At 70.2% G+C, this 24,159-nt stretch carries 27 protein-coding genes and 1 riboswitch; of the genes, 15 read left to right on the top strand and 12 right to left on the bottom strand.

The window, feature by feature from the left end; translation table 11 throughout:
• Position 1: 1 nt before the first annotated feature.
• The 5 genes from Q1V88_RS09085 to Q1V88_RS09105 all read right to left on the bottom strand — a co-directional run bounded on the left by Q1V88_RS09085 (position 2) and on the right by Q1V88_RS09105 (position 5,693).
• Positions 2–1,624, bottom strand: coding sequence for an iron ABC transporter permease (locus Q1V88_RS09085; protein WP_300680642.1), 1,623 nt, complete (start codon positions 1,622–1,624; stop codon positions 2–4).
• Entirely contained in the window at positions 1,600–2,700 is a 1,101-nt protein-coding gene (locus Q1V88_RS09090) for a thiamine ABC transporter substrate-binding protein (protein WP_300680643.1), read from the bottom strand. Before Q1V88_RS09090 ends, Q1V88_RS09085 begins: the two co-directional genes overlap by 25 nt.
• Positions 2,690–2,813, bottom strand: a riboswitch (TPP riboswitch). (Overlaps the previous gene by 11 nt.)
• A 45-nt stretch (positions 2,814–2,858) precedes the next feature.
• A complete protein-coding gene (locus Q1V88_RS09095) occupies positions 2,859–3,338 on the bottom strand; it encodes a DUF3817 domain-containing protein (RefSeq protein WP_300680645.1) in 480 nt (159 codons plus the stop codon).
• An 11-nt stretch (positions 3,339–3,349) separates the two neighbouring features.
• Positions 3,350–4,411, bottom strand: a complete 1,062-nt coding sequence (locus Q1V88_RS09100; RefSeq protein WP_300680646.1) for an MBL fold metallo-hydrolase — start codon at positions 4,409–4,411, stop codon at positions 3,350–3,352.
• A gap of 199 nt (positions 4,412–4,610) precedes the next feature.
• A complete protein-coding gene (locus tag Q1V88_RS09105) occupies positions 4,611–5,693 on the bottom strand; it encodes a PLP-dependent cysteine synthase family protein (protein ID WP_300680885.1) in 1,083 nt (360 codons plus the stop codon).
• A gap of 128 nt (positions 5,694–5,821) precedes the next feature.
• On the opposite strand from Q1V88_RS09105, the gene Q1V88_RS09110 reads away from it, so the two are divergent.
• The 8 genes from Q1V88_RS09110 to Q1V88_RS09145 all read left to right on the top strand — a co-directional run bounded on the left by Q1V88_RS09110 (position 5,822) and on the right by Q1V88_RS09145 (position 14,350).
• Positions 5,822–7,300, top strand: coding sequence for a malate:quinone oxidoreductase (locus Q1V88_RS09110; protein WP_300680647.1), 1,479 nt, complete (start codon positions 5,822–5,824; stop codon positions 7,298–7,300).
• Positions 7,301–7,448: 148 nt separating this feature from the next.
• A complete protein-coding gene (locus tag Q1V88_RS09115; protein ID WP_300680649.1) occupies positions 7,449–7,934 on the top strand; it encodes a DUF2231 domain-containing protein in 486 nt (161 codons plus the stop codon).
• A 418-nt stretch (positions 7,935–8,352) separates the two neighbouring features.
• Complete coding sequence (locus tag Q1V88_RS09120; protein ID WP_300680651.1) at positions 8,353–9,954, top strand: ABC transporter substrate-binding protein; 1,602 nt, start codon at positions 8,353–8,355, stop codon at positions 9,952–9,954.
• 83 nt (positions 9,955–10,037) lie between these two features.
• Positions 10,038–10,979, top strand: coding sequence for an ABC transporter permease (locus Q1V88_RS09125; protein WP_300680653.1), 942 nt, complete (start codon positions 10,038–10,040; stop codon positions 10,977–10,979).
• On the top strand, positions 10,976–11,863 hold the full coding sequence (locus Q1V88_RS09130; protein WP_300680655.1) for an ABC transporter permease: 888 nt from the start codon (positions 10,976–10,978) through the stop codon (positions 11,861–11,863). Before Q1V88_RS09125 ends, Q1V88_RS09130 begins: the two co-directional genes overlap by 4 nt.
• The gene (locus Q1V88_RS09135) at positions 11,856–12,914 is read left to right on the top strand and encodes an ABC transporter ATP-binding protein (RefSeq protein ID WP_300680657.1); all 1,059 of its coding nucleotides are present in this window, start codon (positions 11,856–11,858) and stop codon (positions 12,912–12,914) included. The genes Q1V88_RS09130 and Q1V88_RS09135 overlap by 8 nt, the downstream gene beginning before the upstream one ends.
• Positions 12,911–13,714, top strand: coding sequence for an ATP-binding cassette domain-containing protein (locus Q1V88_RS09140; RefSeq protein ID WP_300680659.1), 804 nt, complete (start codon positions 12,911–12,913; stop codon positions 13,712–13,714). Before Q1V88_RS09135 ends, Q1V88_RS09140 begins: the two co-directional genes overlap by 4 nt.
• 36 nt (positions 13,715–13,750) lie before the next feature.
• Positions 13,751–14,350 (top strand): HD domain-containing protein, encoded by a 600-nt coding sequence (locus tag Q1V88_RS09145; protein ID WP_300680661.1) that lies wholly within the window; start codon positions 13,751–13,753, stop codon positions 14,348–14,350.
• Positions 14,351–14,402: 52 nt separating this feature from the next.
• On the opposite strand, the gene Q1V88_RS09150 is transcribed toward Q1V88_RS09145, so the two are convergent.
• A complete protein-coding gene (locus tag Q1V88_RS09150) occupies positions 14,403–15,326 on the bottom strand; it encodes an aldo/keto reductase (RefSeq protein WP_300680662.1) in 924 nt (307 codons plus the stop codon).
• Between the two features lie 9 nt (positions 15,327–15,335).
• Positions 15,336–16,118: a glycerophosphodiester phosphodiesterase family protein gene (locus Q1V88_RS09155; RefSeq protein ID WP_300680664.1), complete on the bottom strand. Its 783-nt coding sequence runs from the start codon at positions 16,116–16,118 to the stop codon at positions 15,336–15,338.
• Positions 16,119–16,166: 48 nt separating this feature from the next.
• Here Q1V88_RS09155 and Q1V88_RS09160 point away from each other — a divergent pair, with 48 nt between their 5' ends.
• The gene (locus Q1V88_RS09160) at positions 16,167–17,321 is read left to right on the top strand and encodes an alcohol dehydrogenase catalytic domain-containing protein (protein WP_300680666.1); all 1,155 of its coding nucleotides are present in this window, start codon (positions 16,167–16,169) and stop codon (positions 17,319–17,321) included.
• Positions 17,322–17,377: 56 nt separating this feature from the next.
• Here Q1V88_RS09160 and Q1V88_RS09165 read toward each other — a convergent pair whose 3' ends face one another.
• The 3 genes from Q1V88_RS09165 to Q1V88_RS09175 all read right to left on the bottom strand — a co-directional run bounded on the left by Q1V88_RS09165 (position 17,378) and on the right by Q1V88_RS09175 (position 19,158).
• Positions 17,378–17,557: a DUF1508 domain-containing protein gene (locus Q1V88_RS09165; protein WP_300680668.1), complete on the bottom strand. Its 180-nt coding sequence runs from the start codon at positions 17,555–17,557 to the stop codon at positions 17,378–17,380.
• Between the two features lie 123 nt (positions 17,558–17,680).
• On the bottom strand, positions 17,681–18,106 hold the full coding sequence (locus Q1V88_RS09170; protein ID WP_300680670.1) for a universal stress protein: 426 nt from the start codon (positions 18,104–18,106) through the stop codon (positions 17,681–17,683).
• A 107-nt stretch (positions 18,107–18,213) separates the two neighbouring features.
• Complete coding sequence (locus Q1V88_RS09175; RefSeq protein ID WP_300680672.1) at positions 18,214–19,158, bottom strand: chlorophyllase; 945 nt, start codon at positions 19,156–19,158, stop codon at positions 18,214–18,216.
• 97 nt (positions 19,159–19,255) lie between these two features.
• Between Q1V88_RS09175 and Q1V88_RS09180 the strand changes: the two genes are divergently transcribed.
• Positions 19,256–19,861, top strand: a complete 606-nt coding sequence (locus Q1V88_RS09180) for a TetR/AcrR family transcriptional regulator (RefSeq protein WP_300680674.1) — start codon at positions 19,256–19,258, stop codon at positions 19,859–19,861.
• Positions 19,862–20,080: 219 nt separating this feature from the next.
• Positions 20,081–21,373 (top strand): site-specific integrase, encoded by a 1,293-nt coding sequence (locus tag Q1V88_RS09185; protein WP_300680675.1) that lies wholly within the window; start codon positions 20,081–20,083, stop codon positions 21,371–21,373.
• Between the two features lie 19 nt (positions 21,374–21,392).
• On the opposite strand, the gene Q1V88_RS09190 is transcribed toward Q1V88_RS09185, so the two are convergent.
• On the bottom strand, positions 21,393–21,866 hold the full coding sequence (locus Q1V88_RS09190) for a hypothetical protein (RefSeq protein WP_300680677.1): 474 nt from the start codon (positions 21,864–21,866) through the stop codon (positions 21,393–21,395).
• Complete coding sequence (locus Q1V88_RS09195) at positions 21,863–22,240, bottom strand: helix-turn-helix transcriptional regulator (protein ID WP_300680679.1); 378 nt, start codon at positions 22,238–22,240, stop codon at positions 21,863–21,865. The genes Q1V88_RS09190 and Q1V88_RS09195 overlap by 4 nt, the downstream gene beginning before the upstream one ends.
• A gap of 88 nt (positions 22,241–22,328) precedes the next feature.
• Between Q1V88_RS09195 and Q1V88_RS09200 the strand changes: the two genes are divergently transcribed.
• From Q1V88_RS09200 to Q1V88_RS09215, 4 genes are all read left to right on the top strand, one after another.
• The gene (locus Q1V88_RS09200; protein WP_300680680.1) at positions 22,329–22,568 is read left to right on the top strand and encodes a helix-turn-helix transcriptional regulator; all 240 of its coding nucleotides are present in this window, start codon (positions 22,329–22,331) and stop codon (positions 22,566–22,568) included.
• Entirely contained in the window at positions 22,568–22,774 is a 207-nt protein-coding gene (locus Q1V88_RS09205) for a hypothetical protein (protein ID WP_300680682.1), read from the top strand. Before Q1V88_RS09200 ends, Q1V88_RS09205 begins: the two co-directional genes overlap by 1 nt.
• A gap of 190 nt (positions 22,775–22,964) precedes the next feature.
• On the top strand, positions 22,965–23,642 hold the full coding sequence (locus Q1V88_RS09210; protein WP_300680684.1) for a hypothetical protein: 678 nt from the start codon (positions 22,965–22,967) through the stop codon (positions 23,640–23,642).
• A 96-nt stretch (positions 23,643–23,738) separates the two neighbouring features.
• Positions 23,739–24,095 (top strand): hypothetical protein, encoded by a 357-nt coding sequence (locus Q1V88_RS09215; RefSeq protein WP_300680686.1) that lies wholly within the window; start codon positions 23,739–23,741, stop codon positions 24,093–24,095.
• Positions 24,096–24,159: the final 64 nt, after the last annotated feature.

Below are 24,159 nucleotides of genomic sequence, written 5' to 3' on the forward strand. Positions count from 1 at the left end.
TTTACCGTCGACGGGGTAAGGCGACCCTCTCGCCGATGACCAGCACCGCGGCACTTAGCGCGGCCAGCACGACGGAGGCCGCCAGCGCGCCGCCGAAGTTCGCCGCTCCGGGGTGGGAGAGCAGCCGGTAGATCAGGATCGGCAGCGTCGGATGGCCGTCGCGGGCCAGGAAGCTGGTCGCCCCGAACTCGCCAAGCGAGACCGCCGCGGCCAGCCCCGCCGCCGAGATGAAGGCACTGCGCACCAGCGGCAGGTCGATCCGGAGCAGGATCTGCCGGGTGCTCGCACCGAGCGTCGCGGCGGCGTCGCGGAGCTGGTCGTCGACCCCGGCCCAGACCGGGACCAGGGTGCGGACCACCAGCGGCAGCGCCACCAGCGCCTGCGCGATCGGGACCAGCCACGGGCTGTCGCGCCACGAGCCGAGGGTGATCAGGAAGCCGAAGCCGAGCGTGACCGCCGAGACCCCGAGCGGCAGCATGAAGACGGCGTCCAGGCCTCGGCGTACGCGGGCCTCGGTCGGGCTCAGCGAGGGACGGCTCACCATCGCCGCCACCCAGCCGCCGAGCAGCATCGCCAGTGCCGTCGCCTCGGCGGTGGTGATCAGGCTGGTCCTGATCGCCGGTCCGGCGGTCTCGAACAGCGACGTGTAGTTCGCCAGGGTCCAGGCCCCGTCGCGCTGGAGACTGCCCGAGACCAGGGTGAGCAGCGGGGTCGCGATCACGATCACGACCAGGGCCGTCACTGCGATCGCCGGTACGTCGGCACGCGCGGCCCGACGCGGTGCCGCGGGCCCGCGCTCGGCGTCCACCGGGCGCTGGAACCGGGACGTGACCCCGAGCAGCACGATCACCACGGCGAGCTGGAGCAGCGACAGCGCCGCCGCGCCCTGGAGGTCGAGCAGGTTGGTGGTGAGCAGGTAGATCTCGGTCTCGACGCTGGAGTAGCGCAGCCCGCCGAGCATCAGCACGATGCCGAACGCGGTCGCGCAGAAGAGGAACGTCACCGCCGCCGAGCCGGCGATCGCGGGGGCGAGCGCGGGCAGGGTGATCCGCCGGAACTGGGTGAACGGGCCGGCCCCGAGCAGCGCGGCGGCCTCACCGGGCTCGGGGTCGAGGCTCTCCCAGGCCAGGCCGACGGTGCGGACCACGACCGGGATGTTGAAGAAGACCAGGGCCCCGACGATCGCGGCGGCGGAGTGGTCCAGGCCGAGCCCGCCGAGCAGCCCGCCGTCGGTGAGGAGCTGGCGGATCGCGATCCCGACCACCACGGTCGGGATCACGAACGGGGTCAGTACCAGCGCCCTGACCACGCCCCGACCGCGCCAGCGCAGCCGGTAGAGCACCGAGGCCGCCGGCACGCCGAGCAGCACCGTCAGCGTCGCGGCCAGCCCCGAGGACCACAGGGTGAACCAGAGCACCCGATGGACCCGGGGTCGGCCGAGCACGCTCAGCACGCCGCCCACACCGCCGCCGGTGCCGTCGTACGTCGGCTGGAAGCCGCGGCTGACCATCCCGCTCACCGGCACCAGGAAGAAGACTCCCAGGACGGCGAGCGGGACTGCCGCACCGAGCAGGATCAGTGCGGGACGGAACCGTCGCCTCAGCGACTGGTCACGTCGGTCCACGTCCGCAGCCACTCATCGCGGTGGGAGTCGATCTGGGCCGGGTCGACGGTCCACGGCTTCGTCGGCCGCGGCGCGAAGGCCGCCCAGTCGGCGGGCAGCGGGGTGTCGGCGACCACCGGGAAGACGTACATCGCGTCGGGCAGCGCCTTCTGCACCGCCGGGGTGAGCAGGAAGTCGAGGAACTTCTTCGCCCCGTCGGGGTTCTTCGCCCCGGTGAGGACGCCGGCGTACTCGACCTGGGTGAAGCAGGTGTCGAGCAGCGCCTGGGTGCTGGTCTTGCCGTCGGCCACGGTGAAGGCCGGGCTGGAGTCGTAGCTCAGCACGATCGGCTTGGTGCCCTTGCCACCACCGGCGGTGAAGTCGACCTCGTAGGCGTCCGACCAGCCCTGGGTCAGCTCGGCACCGTTGGCGATGAGCTTCTTCCAGTATGTCGGCCAGCTGTCGCCCTCGGCGGCGATCGTGGTCAGCAGGAACGCCATCCCCGGCGAGGAGGTGGCGGCGCCGGGGAGCACCGTGAGGTTCTTGTAGGCCGGCTTGAGCAGGTCGTCGAGGGTGCTCGGCGGGGTGAGGCTGTGCTTCGCGAACCAGGTGGTGTCGACGTTGAGGCAGACGTTGCCGTTGTCGACCGGGGTCAGCGCGCCCTTGTCGTCGCCGGGCAGGTCGTAGGCCTTCGCCCCGGCAGCGCTGTCGACCCGGGTGCCGTCGGCGAAGACGCCGGCCTCCAGCGCCCGCGAGGCGAAGGTGTTGTCCACACCGAACGCGACGTCGCCCATCGGGCTGTCCTTGGTCAGCACGAGCTTGTTGGTGAGCTGGCCGGCGTCACCGCTGGCGACGAGCTTCACCGTCAGACCGCTCTCCTTCTCGAACCCCTTGATCAGGGCGTCGGGCAGGGAGAACGAGTCATGGGTGACCACGGTGAGCGTGGTCGGCGCCTTCGAGGCACCCGCCGAGGCGCCCGAGGACGCATCGGAGCCACATCCGGACAGGATGAGGCTGGAGGCCAGGACGGCCGCCGCGGCCGCAGCCATCGAGGTGTGGGCGGGCAGAGTGGACTTGGTACGTGCGCGCTTCCGCATCACGACTCCCTTCGCCGGTGCTAACCGGTGCAGGTTCGGAGGGTCTGCGGATCCGTTTCCGCACTCTCAGCCCGGGCGGTGCGATGCACCTCAGGGCTCCCCTGTCTGACCCGGGGAGTGTAACCACGCCACTGCCGTGGGAGGCAGGGCGGGAGGGGTCAGCTGCTGGCGGGAGGGCCGACCAGCAGGGCGATGCAGGTCAGCACGGCGACGGCGACGATCGCGGCGATCAGGCCCTGGCCGGGCTTGCGGATCAGCCAGCTGACGACCTTCTCCACGACCGTGCGCGGGGCCTGCGTGGCCAGCCGCCAGGAGCCGGTGAACCAGCCCTTGGCCTCAGCGGCCAGGTCGAACCAGATGGTGAAGAACGGCGGGATCGAGGAGGCCAGGCCGAGCACGATCCGGCGTACCTTCCACCGCTCGTCCACGCCCACCACGATGGTGGTCAGGCAGTAGGCGATGAAGACCACGCCGTGCAGCATCCCGCCGATCCGCACCCCCAGCTCGGTGGTGTCGGTGACGTACTTGAGCACCATCCCGATCAGCAGCAGCGTCCAGGTGATCGCCTCCGCCACCGCGACGGTGCGGAAGAGACGCTGCGGGGTCCAGCGGGCGGGCTGGGTGTACGGCGACGACATGATGCTCCTGGTCAGGCGAGGGTGAACTCCACGCCGTCGGCAGTGACGGCACGGGTGGCCTGTCCGCGGGCGACGAGGAGCTCCAGGTGAGCCTTGGTCTCCATCACGGCGAGGGCCGCATTGAACATATCCAAGGTGGAAAAGGCGTGCTCGTGCCGCGTCCAGGGCAGGTCGTTCGCCACCACGAGCGAGTTCTTCGACCCGGCGCCGGCCAGGGCGTCGAGGCAGAGCGAGAGCCGCTGCTCGTGGTGGGCCAGGAGCTGGTCGACCCGGGCGTGCGTGGACGGCGCGACAGGGCCGTGGGCGGGCAGCAGCCGCAGGTCGGGCAGCTCGCGGACGCGGGTCAGGGAGTTCATGAAGTCGCGCAGCGGCTGGTCGACCACGGCCGGCTCGAAGCCGATCGACGGGGTGATCGTGGGCAGCACGTGGTCACCGGCGAAGAGCACCCCGGCGGCCTGATCGGCGAAGACGAAGTGGCCCTGGGTGTGGCCCGGGGTGTGCACCGCGTCCAGGGTCCGCTCCCCGACCCGGATCTGCTGGTCGCCGTCGAGCCAGGTGTCGGGGTAGGCGTTCGAGCGCGGGTCCCGACCGTCGTCGGCGTCGAAGGACTCGAAGACCTCGGCGATCTCGAACGCGCCAGCCTCGCGGAGTTGGTCGACCATGTTCGGCCCCTCGGAGCCCTCCGGGTCGGCCATGATGTCGAACGTCGGCTTCTCGCCGAGGCCGAGCGTGACGTCGGCGCCGACCTCGGTGCCGAGCGTGCGGGCCAGCGAGTAGTGGTCGCGGTGCACGTGGGTGACCAGGAAGCGCCGGATGTCGGTGAACCGGCGGCCGATCTGCTTCAGACCCGCCTCCAGCGCGGCTCGGCCCTCGGTGATCGCCCAGCCGCCGTCGATCAGGGTCAGGCCCTCGGCGGTCTCCAGCACGTAGACGTTGATCGCCTTGAGGCCGTCCATCGGCAGCGGCAACGGGATCCGGTAGAGCCCCTCCTCGACCCGGACCGCACCGGGCGCACTCCAGTGCTCCCCGGAGTCAGGAGAGATCGCGGCACCGGTCGGGACAGAGATCGACATGCCCCCATCGTGCACGACGGTGCTGCCGCCGAGCGCGGAGGTCCCACCCAGGCGATCCTGCGAGGACCGAGGGGCGACCGAGGTGAGGGTCGTCCACCCCCCACCGGTGGACGACCCTCGTGGGAGAGACGGACCGCCGGGAACCCCATGACGCGACTTCGGAGAAACTTTTTCGCGGGCCCCGACCCGGTGTCTCTACTCAGACCTTCGGCACGACCCCGGTCAGGTCGTAGGAGGCCAGCGCCTCGACCCACGGCGTGGGGTCGATGCCCTGCTCGGCGAGCCAGTCGTCGGAGTAGTACGTCGACCCGTAGCGCTCCCCGGAGTCGCACAGCAACGTCACCACACTGCCCGACTCCCCCGCGGCACGCATCCGGTCCATCTGCTGCAGGGAGGCCCACACGTTGGTGCCGGTCGAGGGGCCGACGGTGCGCCCCAGCCGCTCGCTGACCCAGCGCATCGTGGCCACGCTGGCGCCGTCGGGGACCCTGACCATGTCGTCGACCACGCCGCCGACGAAGGACGGCTCCACCCGGGGCCGGCCGATCCCCTCGATCCGGGAGCCGCGGCCGACCGCGTCCGAGGTGTCGGCGGCCCAGCCGTCGAAGAACGCCGAGCCCTCCGGGTCGGCCACCAGCAGACGGGTGGAGTGCCGCCGGTAGCGCAGGTAGCGGCCGATCGTGGCCGAAGTGCCACCGGTGCCGGCCGAGACCACGATCCAGGCCGGGACCGGGTGCTGCTCGCACTCCAGCTGGGCGAAGATCGACTCGGCGATGTTGTTGTTCCCGCGCCAGTCGGTGGCCCGCTCGGCGTAGGTGAACTGGTCCATGTAGTGCCCGCCACGCTCGGCGGCGATCCTCCGGGCCTCGTCGTAGACCTCACCGGCACTGTCGACGAACGCGCAGGTGCCGCCGTACCACTCGATCAGGGCGATCTTGGCCGGAGACGTCGAGCGCGGCATGACGGCCACGAACGGCAGCCCGATCAGTCGGGCGAAGTAGGCCTCGCTCACCGCGGTCGACCCCGAGGAGGCCTCCACCACGGTCGAGTCCGGCCCGAGCCAACCGTTGCACAGCGAGTAGAGGAACAGCGAGCGGGCCAGGCGGTGCTTGAGCGATCCGGTCGGGTGGACCGACTCGTCCTTGAGGTAGAGCTCCAGGCCGGCCTCGCCGATCGGGGCCGGAAGGCCCAGCACGTGCAGGTGGGTGTCGGCACTGCGGTTGGAGTCGGCCTCGACCCGGCGCACCGCCTCGTCGATCCAGTCACGATGGGCGGCAGGCATGCTCGGCATGTCCGAAGCCTAGGCCGCGAGCACGCCCCTCACGCGCGGGGTGCGCGCGCAGGGTTGTGACGTACGGATCGTTGACCCCGAATCGTTACCTGGGGTAGTTCAGGTCCAGAATGACACGTATGGACAGCTCCACCAGTGCACTTCCCACTGAGAAGAATGTCGTCCTCGTCGGCGGCGGCATCATGAGTGCGACGCTCGGCACCTTCCTGCAGCAGCTCGAGCCGACCTGGCACATCACGCTGCTGGAGCGCCTCGACGGCCTCGCCGAGGAGTCCTCCGGTCCGTGGAACAACGCCGGCACCGGCCACTCGGCGCTGTGCGAGCTCAACTACACGCCGCAGAAGGCCGACGGCACCGTCGAGATCTCCAAGGCCGTCGCGGTCAACGAGCAGTTCCAGCTCTCCCGCCAGCTCTGGTCCTACCTGGTCGAGTCCGGCGCCATCCCGGAGCCGGCCGCGTTCATCCGCACCACCCCGCACATGTCCTTCGTCTGGGGCGACGCGAACGTGGCGTTCCTCAAGGCCCGCTACGAGGCGATCAAGGACCACCCGCTCTTCGCCGGGATGCAGTACTCCGAGGACCCCGAGGTGATCAAGGCCTGGGCCCCGCTGCTGATCAACGGCCGCAAGCCCGGCGAGAAGCTCGCCGCCACGTTCCACGAGGCCGGCACCGACGTCGACTTCGGCACGCTGACCAAGCTACTCACCGAGAACCTGGTCGCCCAGGGCGCCACCGTCCGCCTCGGCGCCGACGTCAAGCGCATCCAGCAGACCAACGACGGCACCTGGCACGTGATGGGCAAGGACCGCCACACCAAGGAGAAGTTCCACTACACCGCGGACTTCCTCTTCGTCGGTGCCGGCGGCCGCGCCCTGCCGCTGCTGCAGAAGGCCAACGTCGAGGAGATCCGCGGCTTCGGCGGCTTCCCGGTCTCCGGTGAGTTCCTGCGCACCTCCAAGCCCGAGCTGGTCGACCAGCACCTGGCGAAGGTCTACGGCCAGGCCGCCGTCGGCGCCCCGCCGATGTCGGTGCCGCACCTCGACACCCGCGTGATCGACGGCCGCCGCCACCTGCTCTTCGGCCCGTACGCCGGCTGGACCCCCAAGTTCCTCAAGAAGGGGTCGTTCCTGGACTTCTTCGGCTCGATCAACGGCGGCAACCTGGGCCCGATGCTCAAGGTCGCGCGGCACAACATCCCGCTGACGAAATACCTGGTCACCGAGGTGTTCAAGTCCAAGAGCAAGAAGTTCTCCTCGATCCACGAGTACTTCCCCGCCGCTCAGGCCGGCGACTGGGAGAAGATCACCGCCGGTCAGCGTGTCCAGGTGATCCGCCCCGACGGCACCCTCCAGTTCGGCACCGAGGTCATCACCGGCCGCAAGGGCACCGTGGCGGGCCTGCTCGGTGCCTCCCCGGGCGCCTCGACGGCCACCCCGATCATGCTCGAGGTGCTGCACAAGTGCTTCCCCGCCGAGTTCGCGGGCTGGGCCCCCAAGCTGGCTGAGCTGGTGCCGACGTACGGCACGAAGCTCGGTGACAACCCGGCCCTGGCCGTGGAGACGCTGACCCGCACCGCGAAGGTGCTCCAGATCAACTGATCGCGACGATCACGTCCTGACCCCAGCGGACGAGGCCCCGGCCTCGACCGCTGGGGTCAGTGGCTTCTCCGGGTCATTTCGGCTCGATCGGATGAACGTTCAGGTTGAGATCATGTGCGCAGGCGCATGGTGCGAGCAGACTGGGGCCATGTTCGACACCTTCAACGGTCTGCCGGTGCACCCCCTCGTCGTGCACGCGGTCGTGGTGCTCCTCCCGCTCGCGATCCTCGGCACGATCGCCCTCGTCCTGCGGCCCTCGTGGCGCCGGCACTACGGCTGGCCGATCGTCGCGATCGCGGCGGTCGCCACCGCCCTGATCCCGGTCGCCACCTCCAGCGGTGAGTCCCTGGAGAAGAAGGTCGGCGACCCGGGCCGTCACGCGGCGCTGGGCGACCAGCTGATCTGGTTCGCGATCCCCCTCCTGGTCCTGCTCCTCGTCTGGGTCCTGCTGGGTCGTCGTACGCCGGCCACGGAGCGCCCCGAGGGCCAGCGCGGCACCTCGGCACCGGCCGCGGTGACCTGGGTCGTGGCGATCCTCGCCCTGGTCGCCGCCGTCGCGGCGGGCGTCCAGGTCTACCGGGTCGGCGACTCGGGGGCGAAGGCCGCCTGGGGTGACGTCGGCCAGGGCGGCTGAGCGCCTCCTCCCCCTCTCCGTCACGGCCCCGGTCGGGCCTCCGCGAACGCTGCGGAGGCCTCGCCGGGGCCGTCGTGCGTCGTGCCCCGGCGTCGCTCGGCCGGCACGCGCCGACGTCGCTCACTCACGGAGTGATCTGCAACCTATACCTCTTGAACATTCATAGGTAGGTAGCCCACCCTAACTTCCCCAGATCGCCCCGCCCACGCCGCTCAGCCCGTTCGAATCTATTAAAAGATTTGGGCATTACTCTTGCCCTGGAGGCCGAAACCTCCTACCTTCACGTGATGCGGGTCACAGCCGATTCCGGTCGCCGTGACCGCGCGAGCCGTGGCACATCCGTCCTCACGGCACCCGACCCCCGCGCCTGAGCGCTGGCCGAGTTGAAGGGCACCACCCGATGTTGAGAGCCGAGCCGTTGACCGCCCCCCGCCGCTGGCGGACCACCACCGCAGCGCTGATCTCCGCCCTGCTGATCGCCCCGCTCGCCGCCTGCGGCTCCGGCGGCTCCGACACCGGCACGACCGGGACGGGCTCGACCTCGAAGGCCGACCCGAGCAGCTACGACCGCAACGCCACGATCACGATCGGCACCGCCTCGCCGTCGACGATCCTCGACCCGGCACTGCAGAACAACATCGGCCAGAACACGTTCACGTTCCTGATCTACGACTCGCTCACCCAGATGGACTCCGACTACAACGTGAAGCCGATGCTGGCGACGTCGTGGGAGTTCGCCGCCGACGGCTCCAGCCTGACCCTCAAGCTCCGCGACGACGTCACGTTCAACGACGGCACGAAGTTCGACGCCAGCGTGGTCAAGGCGAACCTCGAGCGCGGCAAGACCCTGGCCGGCAGCGCCCTGGTCGCCACCCTGGAGCCGATCACCAAGATCACCGTCGTCGACCCGACCACCGTCAAGCTCGACCTGGTCAAGGGCGAGGGCGCCGAGCTGCCCGCCGCCTTCACCCTCAACGCCGGCATGATGGTCAGCCCGAAGGCGTTCGCGAACGGTGGGGCCCAGCTCGCCACCGACCCCGGTACGGCCGGCTCCGGCCCGTACGTCCCGACCAAGGTCACCTCGGGCCAGGAGGTCGACTACACCCGCAACGACAACTACTGGAACAAGGACACCGCCTACGCCAAGACGATGGTGGTCCGCACCGTCGTCGACCAGGCCGCCCGGATCAACGGCGTCCAGACCGGTGACCTCGACGTCGCCCAGATCTCCGGCGCCTCCCCGGTGCAGGAGTCGCTGGCCAAGATGAAGCAGGGTGCGTTCGAGGGCGACCTGGTCACCCAGGCGACGCCGGTGATGCTGATGCTCAACGCCGAGCGCGGTGACCTGAAGAAGCCCGAGATCCGCAAGGCGATCGCGCTGGCGGTCAACCGCGAGGAGATGGTCGACGGCCTGTTCAGCGGCAACGCCACCGCGGCCGACCAGTTCTACGCCGAGGGCTTCTGGGCGCACAACCCGGACATGAAGACCACCCGCAGCTTCGACCTCGAGGCCGCCAAGAAGCTCGTCACCGACGCCGGTGGCGCCTCCCTGACGATCGCCGCCGCCACCGGCTCCACCGCCGAGCCCGTCGCCCAGGCGCTCCAGGACCAGCTCGGCAAGGCCGGGATCAAGGTCACCCTGAAGTCGGTGCCGTTCGCCCAGATCGACGACATGTACCGCCGCGGCGAGCTCGACGCCCAGGTGATCAACGCCAGCCCGGCCCCCGACCCGGCCAGCACCCTGACGTACTACGTCACCGCCGGCTTCGACGCCCTGCGCGGGCACGGCGACCTGCTCGGCAACCTCCCGACCGAGGCCGCCGACCCGAGCAAGACCACCGAGCAGCGTGCCCAGGACTACTTCAAGATCTGGGACCTGATGGCCGAGAAGGACGTCTGGGTGCCGATCGTGCGCAGCAAGCAGGTCTGGGTGCGCAGCGCCAAGATCGGCGGGATCACCGAGCTGCCGTGGCTGCGCAGCGGCTTCCCGAACTACCGCACCATCGGCAAGACCAAGTGACCCGAGCACCTCACCTGGTTCCCACGCCCCGGGGGCGCTGCGCGATCAGCGCCCCCCGGGTCGGTCACTGAGCGGAGAGCACGATGACTCTGTATGCCCTGCGACGCCTGGGCGTCGCCCTCCCGGTGCTGATCGCCGTCACGTTCTGTGTCTTCGTCCTGGTCGACCTCGCCCCCGGTGACCCGGCGGCGGCGCTGGCCGGGGAGAACCCGACCCCTGAACGGATCGCGGCCATCCGGGCGACCCTCGGCCTGGACCACCCGCTGCTGTCCCGCTACGGCAGCTGGCTGGCCTCCGCGGTGCACGCAGACCTCGGCTCCTCGCTCGCCAACGGGCAGTCGGTCACCCGCGTGATCGGCGACCGACTGCCCGTCACCATCTCGCTGGTCGTGGTGGCGATGGCGATCACCCTGATCGTCGGGCTGAGCGCCGGGATGCTCGCCGCCGTCCGGCACGGCCGCCCGGTCGACCGGGTGATCACCGCGCTGGCCTCGGCCGCGATCGCGCTGCCGCCGTTCTGGGTGGCCCTGGTCCTGGTGCTGCTCTTCTCGGTCAACCTGGGCTGGCTGCCCTCGATCGGCTACGAGCCGCTCTCGGCCGGCCTGTGGCCCTGGCTCTCCCACCTCCTCCTGCCCGGCCTGGCGCTCTCGCTGCTGCCGATGGCCGAGGTGACGATGCAGTTCCGCCAGGCGCTCTCCTCGGTGCTCCGGCTCGACTACATCACCAACGCCGAGGCCCGCGGCCTGTCCCGGCCCCGGGTGCTGGTCAAGCACGCCTCCAAGAACGCGGCGGTGCCGGTGACCACCGTCTTCGGCTACCGGTTCGCTCAGGTGCTCGGCGGCACCGTCGCGATCGAGAGCGTCTTCGACCTGCCCGGGATCGGCCGGCTCGCGGTCAACAGCGTGCTCTCCCGCGACATCCCGGTGCTGCTCGGCCTGGTCGCGCTCACCACCCTGATCGTGCTGGTGATCAACCTGCTGGTCGACATCTCCTACGGCTACTTCAACCCGAAGGTGCGGACATGAGTACCTCCACCCGTACGCCGGACCAGACGCTCCCCGGCGCGACGCCTGGGCGGCTGCGCCGCTTCCTGCGCACCGAGCCCCTGGCGGCCACCGCAGCGGCGTACCTGCTGCTGATCGTGCTCGCGGCGATCTTCGCCCCGCTGCTGGCCCCGCACGACCCGAACGTCCAGTCCCTGATGCAGCGGCTCAAGCCGTTCAGCGGGGAGCACCCGCTGGGCACCGACGACTTCGGCCGCGACGTGCTCAGCCGGCTGATCTACGGCACCCGGGTGACGCTGCAGGCCTCGGCCGTGGCGGTCGGGGTGAGCGTCGCGATCGGTGTCCCGACCGGGCTGGTGGCCGGCTACCGGCGCGGCTGGCTCGACGCGCTGCTGTCGCGGATCTTCGACGGCCTGATGTCGATCCCCGGCCTGATCCTGGCCCTCACCATCGTGGCCGTCCTCGGCCCGGGCCTGACCAACGCGATGGCTGCGGTCGGCCTGATCTTCGCGCCGCAGTTCTTCCGCGTCACCCGCGCGGCGACGAGCGAGGTGATGGGCGAGACCTACATCGAGTCCTCACTCTCGATCGGCTGTACGCCCCTGCGCGTGGTGTCCAAGCACGTGCTGCCCAACGTCGTCCCCGCGATCCTGGTGCAGGTCTCGGTCGCGCTCGGCGTCGCGGTCAGCGCCGAGGCCAGCCTGAGCTTCCTCGGGCTCGGCGTCGAGGCGCCCACCTCGAGCTGGGGCGCGATGCTCAGCACCGCCGTCCAGACCATGACGATCGCGCCGAACATGGTCTGGATCCCCGGACTGATGATCTTCAGCGTCGTGCTGGCCTTCACCCTGCTGGGCGAGGGACTGCGCCGCACGCTCGTCTCCACCGGAAGGAACAACGATGACTGAGCGCCCGGCAGCCTCCCCGCTGCACGCCGCACCACCCCCCGCGCCCGCCACCGAGCCGCTGCTCGAGGTCGAGGGCCTCACCCTGGAGTACCGCACCGGCAGGACCTGGACCCGGGTGGTCGAGGACGTCTCGTTCTCCCTCCACCCCGGCGAGACCCTCGCCCTGGTCGGCGAGTCCGGCTCGGGCAAGACCGTCTCGGCCACCGCCGTGCTGGGCCTGGCCGGCCGCAAGAACGGCCGGATCGCGCAGGGCTCGATCCGGCTGCGCGGCCGCGAGCTGGTCGGCCTGCCCGAGCGCGAGCTGCGCAAGATCCGTGGCCGCGAGGTCGCGATGATCTTCCAGAACCCGCTGCGCAGCCTGAACCCGGCCTACACCGCCGGCGAGCAGGTCGCCGAGGTCGCCCGGGTCCACCTCGGGATGAGCCGCAAGGCGGCCTGGGCCCGGGCGATCGAGATGCTCGACGCGGTCGGGATCCCCGATCCCGAGCAGCGGGCGAAGTCCTACCCGCACCAGTTCAGCGGCGGGATGGCCCAGCGCCTGGCGATCGCGGCGGCCCTGTGCGGCAACCCGTCGGTGCTGATCGCCGACGAGCCCACCACCGCCCTCGACGTCACCGTGCAGGCGCTGGTGCTCCAGCTGCTGCGCCGGGTCCAGGACGAGACCGGGCTCTCGGTGATGTTCATCAGCCACGATCTCGGTGTGGTCGCCGACGTCGCCGACCGCGTCGTCGTGATGTACGCCGGCGAGGTGGTCGAGCAGGGCCCGATCGGGGACCTCTTCACCACGCCCCGCCACCCGTACACCTCGGGCCTGCTCGGCTCGATCCCGGCACTGGGCAGCGGGGAGCCGCTGCGTGCCATCCCGGGCACGATCCCGCCGCCCGGGACGCTGTCGCAGACCTGCCGGTTCGAGGCGCGCTGCGCCCACCGGATCGACGCCTGCGCCACCTCGCACCCGACCCTGCTCACCCTCGAGGCGGAGCCGCCGGGTGAGCGGCGGGTGCGCTGCGACCGCTCCGCCGACCTGGTCCTGGAAGGGGTCACCGCATGACGAACCTGCTGGAGGTCTCCGGGCTGGGCAAGTCCTTCAGCCGGCCCGCTCTGCGTCGACGTACGACGGCGGCGGCGAAGGCGGTGGACGACGTCTCGTTCGTGGTCCCCCGAGGCCGATCGGTCGCCGTGGTCGGCGAGTCGGGCGCCGGGAAGTCGACCGTCGGGCGGCTGGTGCTGCGCCTGATCGACCCCGACGAGGGCACGGTGCGGTTCGACGGCGTCGAGCTGACCACGCTGTCGCCGGCCCGGATGCGGGAGATGCGGCGCCGGATGCAGATGGTCTTCCAGGACCCGTACAGCTGCCTCAACCCGCGGATGACGATCCTGGACTCGATCGCCGAGCCACTGCTGGTGCACGGCCTGGGCACCCGCCCCGAGCGGGAGGCCAAGGCCGCCGCGATGCTGGACCGGGTCGGCCTCGGCGCCCGGTTCGCCCGCCGTCACCCCGTCGAGCTCTCCGGCGGCCAGCTGCAGCGGGTCGCGATCGCCCGGGCACTGGTGGTCGAGCCCGACTTCGTGGTCTGCGACGAGCCGACCGCGGCGCTCGACGTCTCGGTGCAGGCCCAGGTGCTCGAGCTGCTCGGCGAGATGCAGCGCGACCTCGGCCTCGCGCTGCTCTTCATCACCCACCACCTGGCCCTGGTCGAGGTGATCGCCGACGACGTGCTGGTGATGCGTCGCGGCCGGGTGGTCGAGCAGGGCCCCGTCACCCAGGTGCTGCACGCACCGCGCGGGGAGTACACCCGCGACCTGCTCGCCGCCGTCCCCAGTCCGATCCCGCGCGCCCTGCGCGGGTGAACCCATTCCCCTCCCATCGATGACAAGGAAGAGCACATGACACTCGAGATGGTCAGCTTCACCAGCATGGACGACGCCACCCCCGACGAGATCGCACTGATCGCCGCCGAGGCCGCCCGGCACCGCAAGGAGAACCTGGTGCCGAACCTGGTCCGCCAGCTGGAGGCGATGCAGGGCCACACCTACGGCTACCAGATCGACCGCTACACGCACTCGCTGCAGAGCGCGACCCGTGCGCTGCGCGAGGGCGCCGACACCGACATGGTGGTGGCCGCACTGCTGCACGACATCGGCGACGACCTCTCCCCCGACAACCACAGCGAGGTCGCCGCAGCGGTCCTCAAGCCGTTCGTCAGCGACGAGGCCTGGTGGGTGGTCAAGCACCACGGCGTCTTCCAGACCTACCACTACGGCGAGGCGATGGGGATCGGCACCGACGCCCGGGAGCGCTACCGCGACTCGGAGTACTTCGACTCCTGCGCGCACTTCTGCGCCGCCTGGGACGCGGTCTCCTTCGACCCCGACTACGACACCCTGCCGATGAGCGAGTTCCTGCCGCTGCTCCAGGAGGTCTTCGGTCGCGAGCCGAAGTCGTGGGGCGACCCGGCCCTGCAGGTGGAGAGCCCGATCGCCTGAGGGGCGCGGGGCGGGGGCGTGCCGGGTCTCGGCCCGCTCCCGCCGTCGGCGCTCAGGCCTCGCTGAGCGTCGTGAGCTCGGCCGGGGAGAGCGTCAACGAGAGGCTGGCGATCAGGTCGGGCAGCTGCTCGGTCCGGCTGGCGCTGGCGATCGGGGCGACCACGGTCGGCTGCTCGCGCAGCCAGGCCAGCGCCACCGTGGTCGGCGAGACACCGTGGGTGGCACCGATCTCGTCGAGCGCGGCCAGGGTGCCGAGGTGGCTGTCCAGGTAGCGCGCGGCCCCCTGCGCGCGGGGGCTGTCGACGATCGCACCGGGGCGGTACTTGCCGGTCAGGAAGCCCGCCGCCAGCGCGTAGTAGGGCAGCACCCCGAGCTGGTAGCGCTCGGCCGCGGCCCGCAGTCCGTTGGTCTCGAAGCCACGCTCGACCAGGTTGTAGTGCGGCTGCAGGGCGACCGGGGCGTGCAGCCCGTCGGCCTCGACCGCGGCGAACCAGCCGTCGATCCGCTCGGCACTGAAGTTCGAGATCGCGGGGTAGCGGATCTTGCCCGCGTCGACCAGCTCGCTGAACACCCCGGCGATCTCGGCGACCGGAACGTCGGCGTCGTCGTAGTGGGCGTAGTAGAGGTCGATGCGGTCGGTGCGCAGCCGCTGCAGCGAGTCGTCGACGGCGGCCCGCACGTTGTCGGGCGCGAGGCCCTTGCGGGCCGGGAGCTGGGAGACCTTCGTCGCCACCACGACGTGGTCACGGTTGCCCCGCTCGGCCATCCAGGAGCCGATGATCAGCTCGGAGTCGCCACCGGAGTTGCCCGGCACCCACGCCGAGTAGGAGTCGGCGGTGTCGATGAAGTTGCCGCCGTCGGCGACGAACGCGTCCAGGATCTCGAAGCTGGAGACCTTGTCGGCCGACCAGCCGAAGACGTTGCCGCCCAGGTTGAGGCCTGCCACGTCGAGGTCACTGGTGCCGATCCGCGTCATGCCTTCACCCTAGGGCGACAGGGAGTGCCTGTCCCGCGTGCCCAGGAACTTCACAGCCTGCAGCGGCCTGTTCGTCGTGACCAGCCAGGCCCGCCCCGGACGCAGCCAGTATGCCAGCCCCCGCGGGGAGTCGACGGTCCACACCAGCAACGGCAGCCCCCGCCGCCGCGCGAAGCGCGCCAGGGTGAGCCGCGCTAGGGAGTAGTGCGCCACCATCACGTTCGCCCGCACCGCGGCGAAGCGCCGTCCCGGGAAGAGCTCGCCCCACACCTGACGGGCCGCGCGGCCCAGTGGCAGCCCACGGGTGCCGGTGCCGAGCGAGAGCCCGACCCGCAGGGCGATCCGCTGCTGATCGGCCCAGGTCCGCAGTGCCAGCACGGACTCGGCGTGCTTGGTGGTCGCCACCACCCGAGCCACGCCCAGCACCTGGACCGCCCGGGCCACGGCCTGCACCTCCCAGACGCGCTCCGGGTCGGCGTACGACGGCGACGTGAACTTCAGGTCGATGTGGGCGCCGAGACCGGTGGCGGCGAGGGCCCCGAGGAGGTCGTCGTACCGGAAGAGGTCGGGCAGGTGGGCCGCCAGCTCGGCGAAGGTCACCTCGCCGATCCAGCGCTCGCGTCCGGCGATGGTGACGGTGGCGTCGTGCACCGCGACGACGACCCCGTCGACGCAGCGCTGGAGGTCGAACTCCACGTAGTCGATCCCGAGGGCGGCCAGCTCGTCGAGGGCCTGGCGGAGACCGCCGGGGCCGACCGACCAGCCGACGCCCAGGCGGTGGGCGCTGATCACGTCACTAGGCTAGGCGAGGGCTCGACGGCGATGGACGGGAACACACGAGTGCGCGAACTGAACTTCATCAAGACCGGCGAGCTGGCCTGGGTGGACCGCCCCGATCCGGTGCTGGTCGAGCCCACCGACGTGCTGGTCCGCCCGATCATCGCCAGCCGCTGCGACGGTGACTCGCTGCCGATCCACCGCCCCGTCTCCCGTCCGATGCAGGCCGGCCTGAGGCTCGGCCTGCTGGACCCCTCGATCGGCGCGATCGCCGGCGAGGTGCCGTTCCAGGGACCGTTCGGGATCGGGCACGAGGCGATCGCCGAGGTGACCGCGGTCGGCCCCGCGGTGACCTCGCTGGCGGTGGGTGACCTGGTGATCGTGCCGTGGGCGATCTCGTGCGGGCAGTGCCGCGAGTGCCGGCTGGGCCTGACCGCGAAGTGCTCGGTCGCGGTCACCTCCAGTCCGGGCGGGATGCTGGCGGCGTACGGCTTCGGGCCGGCGAGCGGGCCGTGGGGCGGGCTGGTGGCGGACTCCGTCCGAGTGCCGTACGCCGACGCGATGCTGGTCCGGGTGCCCGACGGGATCGACCCGCTCCGGCTGGCCGCGGCCAGCGACAACCTGACCGACGCCTGGCGCGCTGTCGTCCCGGCGCTGCGCCAGCGCCCCGACGGCACCGTGCTGGTGATCGGCGGCGGCGCCCGCTCGATCGGGCTCTACGCCGCCGGGATCGCCGTGCGCTCGGGTGCTGCGACGGTCGACTACGTCGATGACGACCCGGAGCGCCTGCGGATCGCCGAGGAGCTCGGCGCCCGAGTGATCAGCGTGCAGCGCAAGCGCTGGACGTCGGTCCTCGGCTCGCTCCCGACGCGGTACGACGTCGCCGTCGAGGCGTCCTCGGCCGAGCAGGGTCTGCGCGACGCCCTGCGGGCTCTGCGGGCCGGCGGGATCTGCACCGGCACCGGCTACTACGTCGGCGCCTCGACCAAGCTGCCGGTGATGGACATGTACGCCACCAGCGCGACCCTCAACGTCGGGGTCTCCCACATCCGCCCGGCCCTGCCCGAGCTGCTGGCGTTCGTCGCCGAGACCGGGTTCCCGGCGGAGAAGGTCACGACGGTGCTGGCCGACTGGGCAGACGCACCCGAGGCCTATGCGGCGCGGACCACGAAGGTCGTGCTGCACAGGCCTCGGCTGACGGCGTCACACGACGCCTGACAGGACAGCTCGGCCGTCCCGTGTCCACACCCCCGGGCCACGGGACGGCCGATGTCTCAGGTGAGGTCGTGGACCTCGGCACCCTCAGCGGCACGCTGGACGGCCTTGGTGCCGTCGATCGCGCCCTGCTTGGAGGCGTAGCCCTGGCCGGTGGCGACGATCTCGCCGTTGCCGGCCTTGAGCCGGAAGTGGAACTTGCCGTTGGACGCTTCGTAGACCTCGAACTTGCCAGCCATCAGTACCTCCGAGTCACTGCACGGCCCCTGTGACCGCGGGTTTCAACGTAACGGGCCGCCACCCGCACGGCTAGGGCCGCAACGTGAAGGTTTGTTGAGGATCGCGGCCCGAGCCCACTGCCGCTACTCCTGCGTGTGCGCGATGTAGACGTCGCACGGAGCCTGGCGGGTGACCTCGCTGGCGATGCTGCCCAGCACCCGACCGGCGCCCTGGACGCGACGGTTGCCCACCACGATCAGGCTCGCGTCGACGTCGGCGGCCGCGAGCAGCAGGCCCTCGGCGGGCTTGCCGGCGTACGCGCGCCCCTCGGCGACCAGGCCGGGGAACTCCTCGACGACCCGGCGGGCCGACTGGTTGGCGATCGCCCCCGCGTGCTCGCTGGGGTGCATCAGCTGCTCCTCGTCGAGCCGGCCGAAGGTCTCCCCGCCGAACTCCCGGTGGACCGTGACGACCACGAGGGGCTGGCCCAGGGCCAGCGCCACGCCAGCGGCGGTGGTGACGGCACGCTCGGCGCGCTCGGACCCGTCGGTCCCGGTGATGACAGTCATGGCATTTCTCCCTCTACAAGGTGGACGGCGCACACCGTAGCGAAGATTCGAGCACCCTGTGACGCCGGTCACACTGAGTGAGACCGGCACCCCCAGCGACCACTGAGTCAGCCATCCAGTCGGCCATCGTGTCGGCCTTCCTGCTCCGCAGCCTTCTCAGTGAGCGTCACCGTGCCTGCGACGGCCGCCGCGTCACCGAACGCCGCCCATGCCTGCGGATCGACGTCGAGGGCCGTGCGGAGGTAGCTGCTCACCGCGTCGGCCACGAGGGCCACCCTTGCCGGATCGGTGTCGGTCGTCTCCGCAACCGCCTCTCCGGCGATGCCGCCCAAGGTGTGCTCGCCGCCCGGGACCACGACCAGGCTCTTCGGCGCCGGGCTCAGCTCATAGGCGTCGAGGAACCAGTCCGGCCCACGGCCGGACATCCGCGACTGGTCGTTCTCGCCGGCGATGACGAGCGCCGGGGCGACCATCGTGCTGTAGTCCGGCCACATGAACGACAGATGCTCCCGGGCGAAGGGCAGCAGGGAGTCGCCGGTGCCGGTTGCGGCGATCAGGACCCCCGCCCGAATGTCCGCACGCGAGAAGTCCTCCCCCGGCTCTCCGCTCGCCCCCAGGACCCCGGCGCCGAGCAGCATGCCGACCGTCTGCGCGCCCCACGAATGACCCACCAGCGCCACCCGGGAGGTGTCGACCCGGCCACCGAGACCAGCCTGTGCCGCGACGTCGTCGAGGTGGTCGAAGACCGCCCCCAGGTCAGCGCCCCGGACCCGCCAGATGGTCGGGAACCGCGGGTCGTCGAAGCCGATGCCGTGGCGCCGGGAGTCGAGGTGCGTGGGCTGGACGACGACGAAGCCAGCCGCGGCCCAGCGGTCGACCAGAGGCTCGTAGCCATCCATCGACCAGGCGTTGCCATGGGAGAAGACGATGACCGGCAGGCCCTCCCCCTCCCGCGGGGCGGTCACCTTGACGTGCAGGTCGATCGGGCGCTGCTCCGTCGGAACGACGATGGGCTTGATCGCGATCACCTGGTGCTGTGCGTGCGAGGACATGAGTGGAGTTCCTGTTCAAGAGAGCGGTGCCGCATACTTAGCGGAACCTGGTTCCGCAACATTAACGGAACGCTGTTCCGCGAAGCAAGGGAGAGTCATGTCCGCGCAACCCAGCGCCCGAGAGGCAAGCGCCCAACGCACCCGGCAAGCACTCCTCACCGCGGCGACGCAGATCTTCGTCACCGAGGGCGTGCACGCTCCGATCCGCGACATCGCAGGGCTGGCCCAGGTCGGGCTCGGCACGGTCTACCGCCACTTCCCCAGCCGCGGAGACCTCGTCGTCGCCGTCTACCGCCACCAGATCGACGCCTGCGTCGCCCTGGCCCACGAGCTCCAGGAGTCCACCCAACCCGCTGCCGCACTGGAGCGCTGGATCGATGCGTTCGTGGACTTCCTGGTCACCAAGCACGGCCTGGGGATGGCGCTCCAATCCGACGATGCCGCGTTCGGGGAACTGCACTCGCTGATGCTCGACGAGCTGGTGCCCGCCTGCGGCCTCCTCGTCGAAGCGGCCGCCGCCCGCGGCGAGCTCGACCTGACGCTGACGCCGTACGTCCTGATGCGAGCCGTCGGCAACCTGTGCATCCTCGGGCCCGACTACGAGCGCGAGGACGCCCGCGTGATGGTGCGGAGACTCCTGGCTGGCTGCGCCCGACCGCTGCCCGAGCCGGCCGGGGGCGTCTCCGACATCACCCCGGCGTGAGTCACGCCGTCGCGGCCTCACCTTGAGACGAAATGAAGAGTGGCCCTGTTCAGCGTTTCCGCTGAACAGGGCCACGTTCCTGATGGAGCCGCCTGTCAGAATCGAACTGACGACATCTTCATTACGAGTGAGTAGAATGGGTGCTCAACGGACCCCGATCTACGCTCAAATAGTCCTGCCGGGTCATGTCGACTTGTGTGTCATTGTGTGTACTTTTGTGTGTCAAGGCAGGCACTAGCGGGAGGCAGTGGAGACGTGGCGGACACTAGGGGTAAGCGCCGACAGAACGGGACGGGCGGGATCTCGCAGCGGAGCGATGGTCGCTGGATGGGCAGGGTCAGTGCGGGCTACCACCCCAATGGGAAGCGCCGCATCGTCACCGTCTACGGCAAGACCGAGGCGGAGTGCCGCAAGAAGGTCGACGCCAAGATCAAGCAGGTGGCACGCCAGGGGGCTTCAGTGTCGACACGGACCAGCACCTCAGTGCTGTCGTGGGGATCGAAGTGGATCGAGTCACGGGAGACGAAGGTCCGACCGAAGACCTTCGTGGCCGACCGATGGGCAGTCAGCAAGATCACCGACGCGATCGGCACCCGCAAGCTGTCGTCCCTCGCCCCATCCGACATCGAGGCCGTGATGACGGCGATGGCCGAAGACGACGCCGCCACGTCGTCGCAACTGCGCGTCTTCCGAACCGCCATCAAGATGCTGTCCGACGCAGTCCTTGAGGGCCACGACGTGCCACAGCGGATCTTTCACGTTCCCTCCCCCGGGGTCGGCGAGTCCGACCGGACCGAGCTTGAGGTCACCCACGCCGGCGCAGTCCTCCAGGCCGCCGCCACCCTGCCCCATGCCGCACGGTGGCTCGGCGCGCTGATCAACGGACTGCGCCCGAACGAGAGCCTCGGCCTGACATGGGACGAGGGCGTCGACTTCGATCGCGGGACCATCACGGTTTGCTGGCAACTCCAGGAGCTCCAGTACCTCGACGCGAAGGACAAGTCCAAGGGCTTCCGGATGCCGCGCGGCTACAGGTCCCGCCACCTGACCGGGGCCTGGCACCTGGTCGAAGTGAAGTCGAAGTCCGGCTATCGAGTGATCCCGATGGTGCCGTGGTTCAGGGAGGCCCTGCTGGCATGGAGGGACGTTGCGCCAGCCAGTGAGTGGGACCTCGTCTTCCCCGACGCGGACGGCAACCCCGCCCGCACTCCTTCAGACATCGAGGAGTGGCAGTCACTCCAGGACTCCGCCTCACTTCTCCTCGGCGAGCCGGTTCGGCACGCCACCGGCAGGTACTACGTCCGCCACGAGGCCCGGCACACCACGGCGACGCTGCTCATGGAAGCCGGCGTCGACCCGAAGATCATCACCGCGATCATGGGCCACTCGTCGATCACTACGACACGGGGCTACCAGCACGTCAGAACTGAGCGTGCACTTGAGGCACTGGAGAAGATCGCACCGAGACTCCAGGGTGCGTCGCCCTCCGCCATCGAAGGCACACCCGCATGAGCAGTGAGGCGCACCCTGACTACTGATCAGCCAGCCGACGACGAAGGTAGTGCAGCTCCACTGGGTGCAGAGAGTCGAGGCGATCGAGCAACGTGTCCAAGTCGACCCATAGCTCGTCGGCAGCCTCGGTGTAGTTCTGCGCCCAGGCAAGCGCGTCGCCCACCTTGCAAATGTCGGGCAAGAGCAGCCGGGCCGCCTCTCGCCCGACGCGCAGTTCTTCCCGCGCAACGAGCACAGGGACGTCGGCCGCGGGGCCGCGCTCGACATGCAGGAGCTCATGCAAGATAGTCGACCGGCGCTGAGCCTGGTCGAGGTCCGTCCGGAGGCTGATCGTGCCCGCGTCGTAGTCCGTAAGACCCAAGGACTCATCGTCCTCCGGATGGTGCCACCGCAGTTCGATGTGAACCAGCTTCGCGAACCGGCGCCAGGGATTCAATGGTGGATGCGGCACGACGGGGAGGGTAGGGACCGACTCCGACAGAACATCGATCACCGGCGACCATCCGGCTTGCGAGGACTGCGCGCAGCAGTCCTGACCGAACCAGTCGGCCGCTGCTTACCGAACTCCACCGCAACCACCTCAACCGCTTCACTCAAGGCCGCTTTCTCGGCAGCCTTGATGAGATCCACCGGCTGCATCTCCAAGACCTCTGCGATCCGCATGAGGTCGGTGACGCTGATCGCCACACGCTTGCCCGTCCGAGGGTTCCCCCCGTCTAGTCGGTTCGAGACCCACTGAGGGTTCTCCCCCAGCAGCTCAGCGAGTTCACGCGACGAGGTGATCCCGCGACGAGCGCGAGCCGCCTTGATCTCCATCACGAGCGCCGCTTCAAACCTGGCTAGGTACTCCGGGGAAGGCATGTCCATGCGGACATACTGACACAGAGTGTATGACTTTTGGAATAGTTGTCTGCCTTACTTGACACCGTATGCCGAGTCATACAAACTCAACGACGTGACCACACCCACCCAGTACGCCGCGAACGCCGTCCGCGCCGAGCTTGCTCGTCAGCGCAAGACACAGGGCGATCTGGCCGGAAAACTCGGCGTCACACCCGGCACCGTCTCCCGCCGAATGAACGCCGAGTCCGACTTCAGCGTCTCGGACCTTGTCGCGATCTCCGCTTGGCTCGGGGTGCCCATCGAGACCTTCATCCAGCCCGTCAACAGCAGTCAGTGCGGGAGCGCAGCCTGATGGCCGCCAAGAAGCAGGCGCCGCCGGCGATCCTGCCTACCTGGCTGTCCCGCAAGGACGCCGCGCGGGACAGCGCCGTGAGCGAGTGGACGATCGACGAATGGCTCCGAGCCGGGCTGATCCGCGGCAAGAACGAGGGGCGACGGGTCTTGGTCAATACCAAGTCGCTGCACGACCACATCGAGTCGCTTCCTGAGGCCGGCTGATGTTCGTGTGCCTTCTCGTCAGCCTCTTGGCTCTCTCCTTCGCGGTCTCGGCTTGGTCCGACGTTCAGCGTGATCGGAAGGCCCGGGCCGCGGCCCTGGACCGGTCCAGGTGCCGGTCCAGGTGCCGGTCCATCACCCACCGGCAGCGCCTCTTGGCCCGGCGTCACGCCCCCAGGAAGGAGTACCGGTGATGGCCACCATCGCTCCCGCGCTCCTCCTGGTCGCCGCCTTGCGTTCCGGCAGTGTCCTGGCCGAACGGCCCGGCAGCGCCGCGGTCGCCCGCCGGCTCCGCCCGACCGCTGACGGCAAGGCCGTCGCCCACGTCTGCACCACCGGCCGGCTCCTGCCGGTCTGCGGTGCCCGCACTCGACGCCTCGCGCAGCTCCCTGACGGGGTCGCGGTGCTTGGATCGGACCGTCGAGTGTGTCGCCGGTGCACCGCCCGCCTTGCCGGTGGTGCACCGGTGACGACGACCCGCGCCGAGATGGATGCCGCGTTCGGGAACCTCACCGTCGAAGACCTCGCCGCGATCGCCGGGTGGGCCCGCAGCGTCGAGGAGTCCCACCAGATCGGACGGGTCCTGATGATGCGGTTCGGGTGCGCACCCCGGAACCCGACGACCGCCGAGGGCAAGGCGTTGCGTGCCGTTGAGCTCGACCTCTACCGCCACCGCCGGAAGCTCGAATCGGCCGAACGGAGCCCTGAGGAACGAGCACGGATCGTCGCCCAACGCGAAGCCGAGCAGTACGACCGCGACGTGATCCGGGCCGCCCGGATCCAGCAGGACCGCGTCGACATCGCGGTGGCCCGGCGAGCCCAGGACCGCTACCTCCCGACCTGGGAACGCGAACTCCTCCCCACGGCCTGACCCACCCAGCCGGTCAGGTCCCTCCCCGAGAAACAGCAGCGCCGCCCCTCGAAGCCGTAGGAAGCCAGGGGCGGCACCAACCACCCAGGAGTCTAGATGGACACCACCGTCGCTACCAGCGTCCCCGCACGGACCGCGCTCCAGAACCTCGCCGCAGCCGTCCTGATCGGGAACCACGCTGCCGCCTGCGGCCTCCCGGCACCGATCAGGGTCGGTGCCAGGCAGGAGACCGGCCACCCCAACCAGGTCCCGGCCGAGTACTCGCCCCGGATCGAGTTCACCGTCGCCACCCACGCCGACGTCGAAGCCTGGGCCGAGTACCTCGAGGCCGTGCCGGTCACCCGGCTCACCTGGAACGCCACCGGGGCGTGCACCCACAGCACCGTGATCGGGGAGTTCTGCGACGCCTGGATCCAGGTCGCTGCCGCCACCGCGAAGCCGCACCGCCGGTGAACCCCAACACCAACCCGCTCATCGGGCTGGCCGCGCTCGGCCTCTTCGCCGTCATCGCGCTGCT

This window comes from Nocardioides sp., assembly GCF_030150155.1.
GTDB lineage: Bacteria > Actinomycetota > Actinomycetes > Propionibacteriales > Nocardioidaceae > Nocardioides.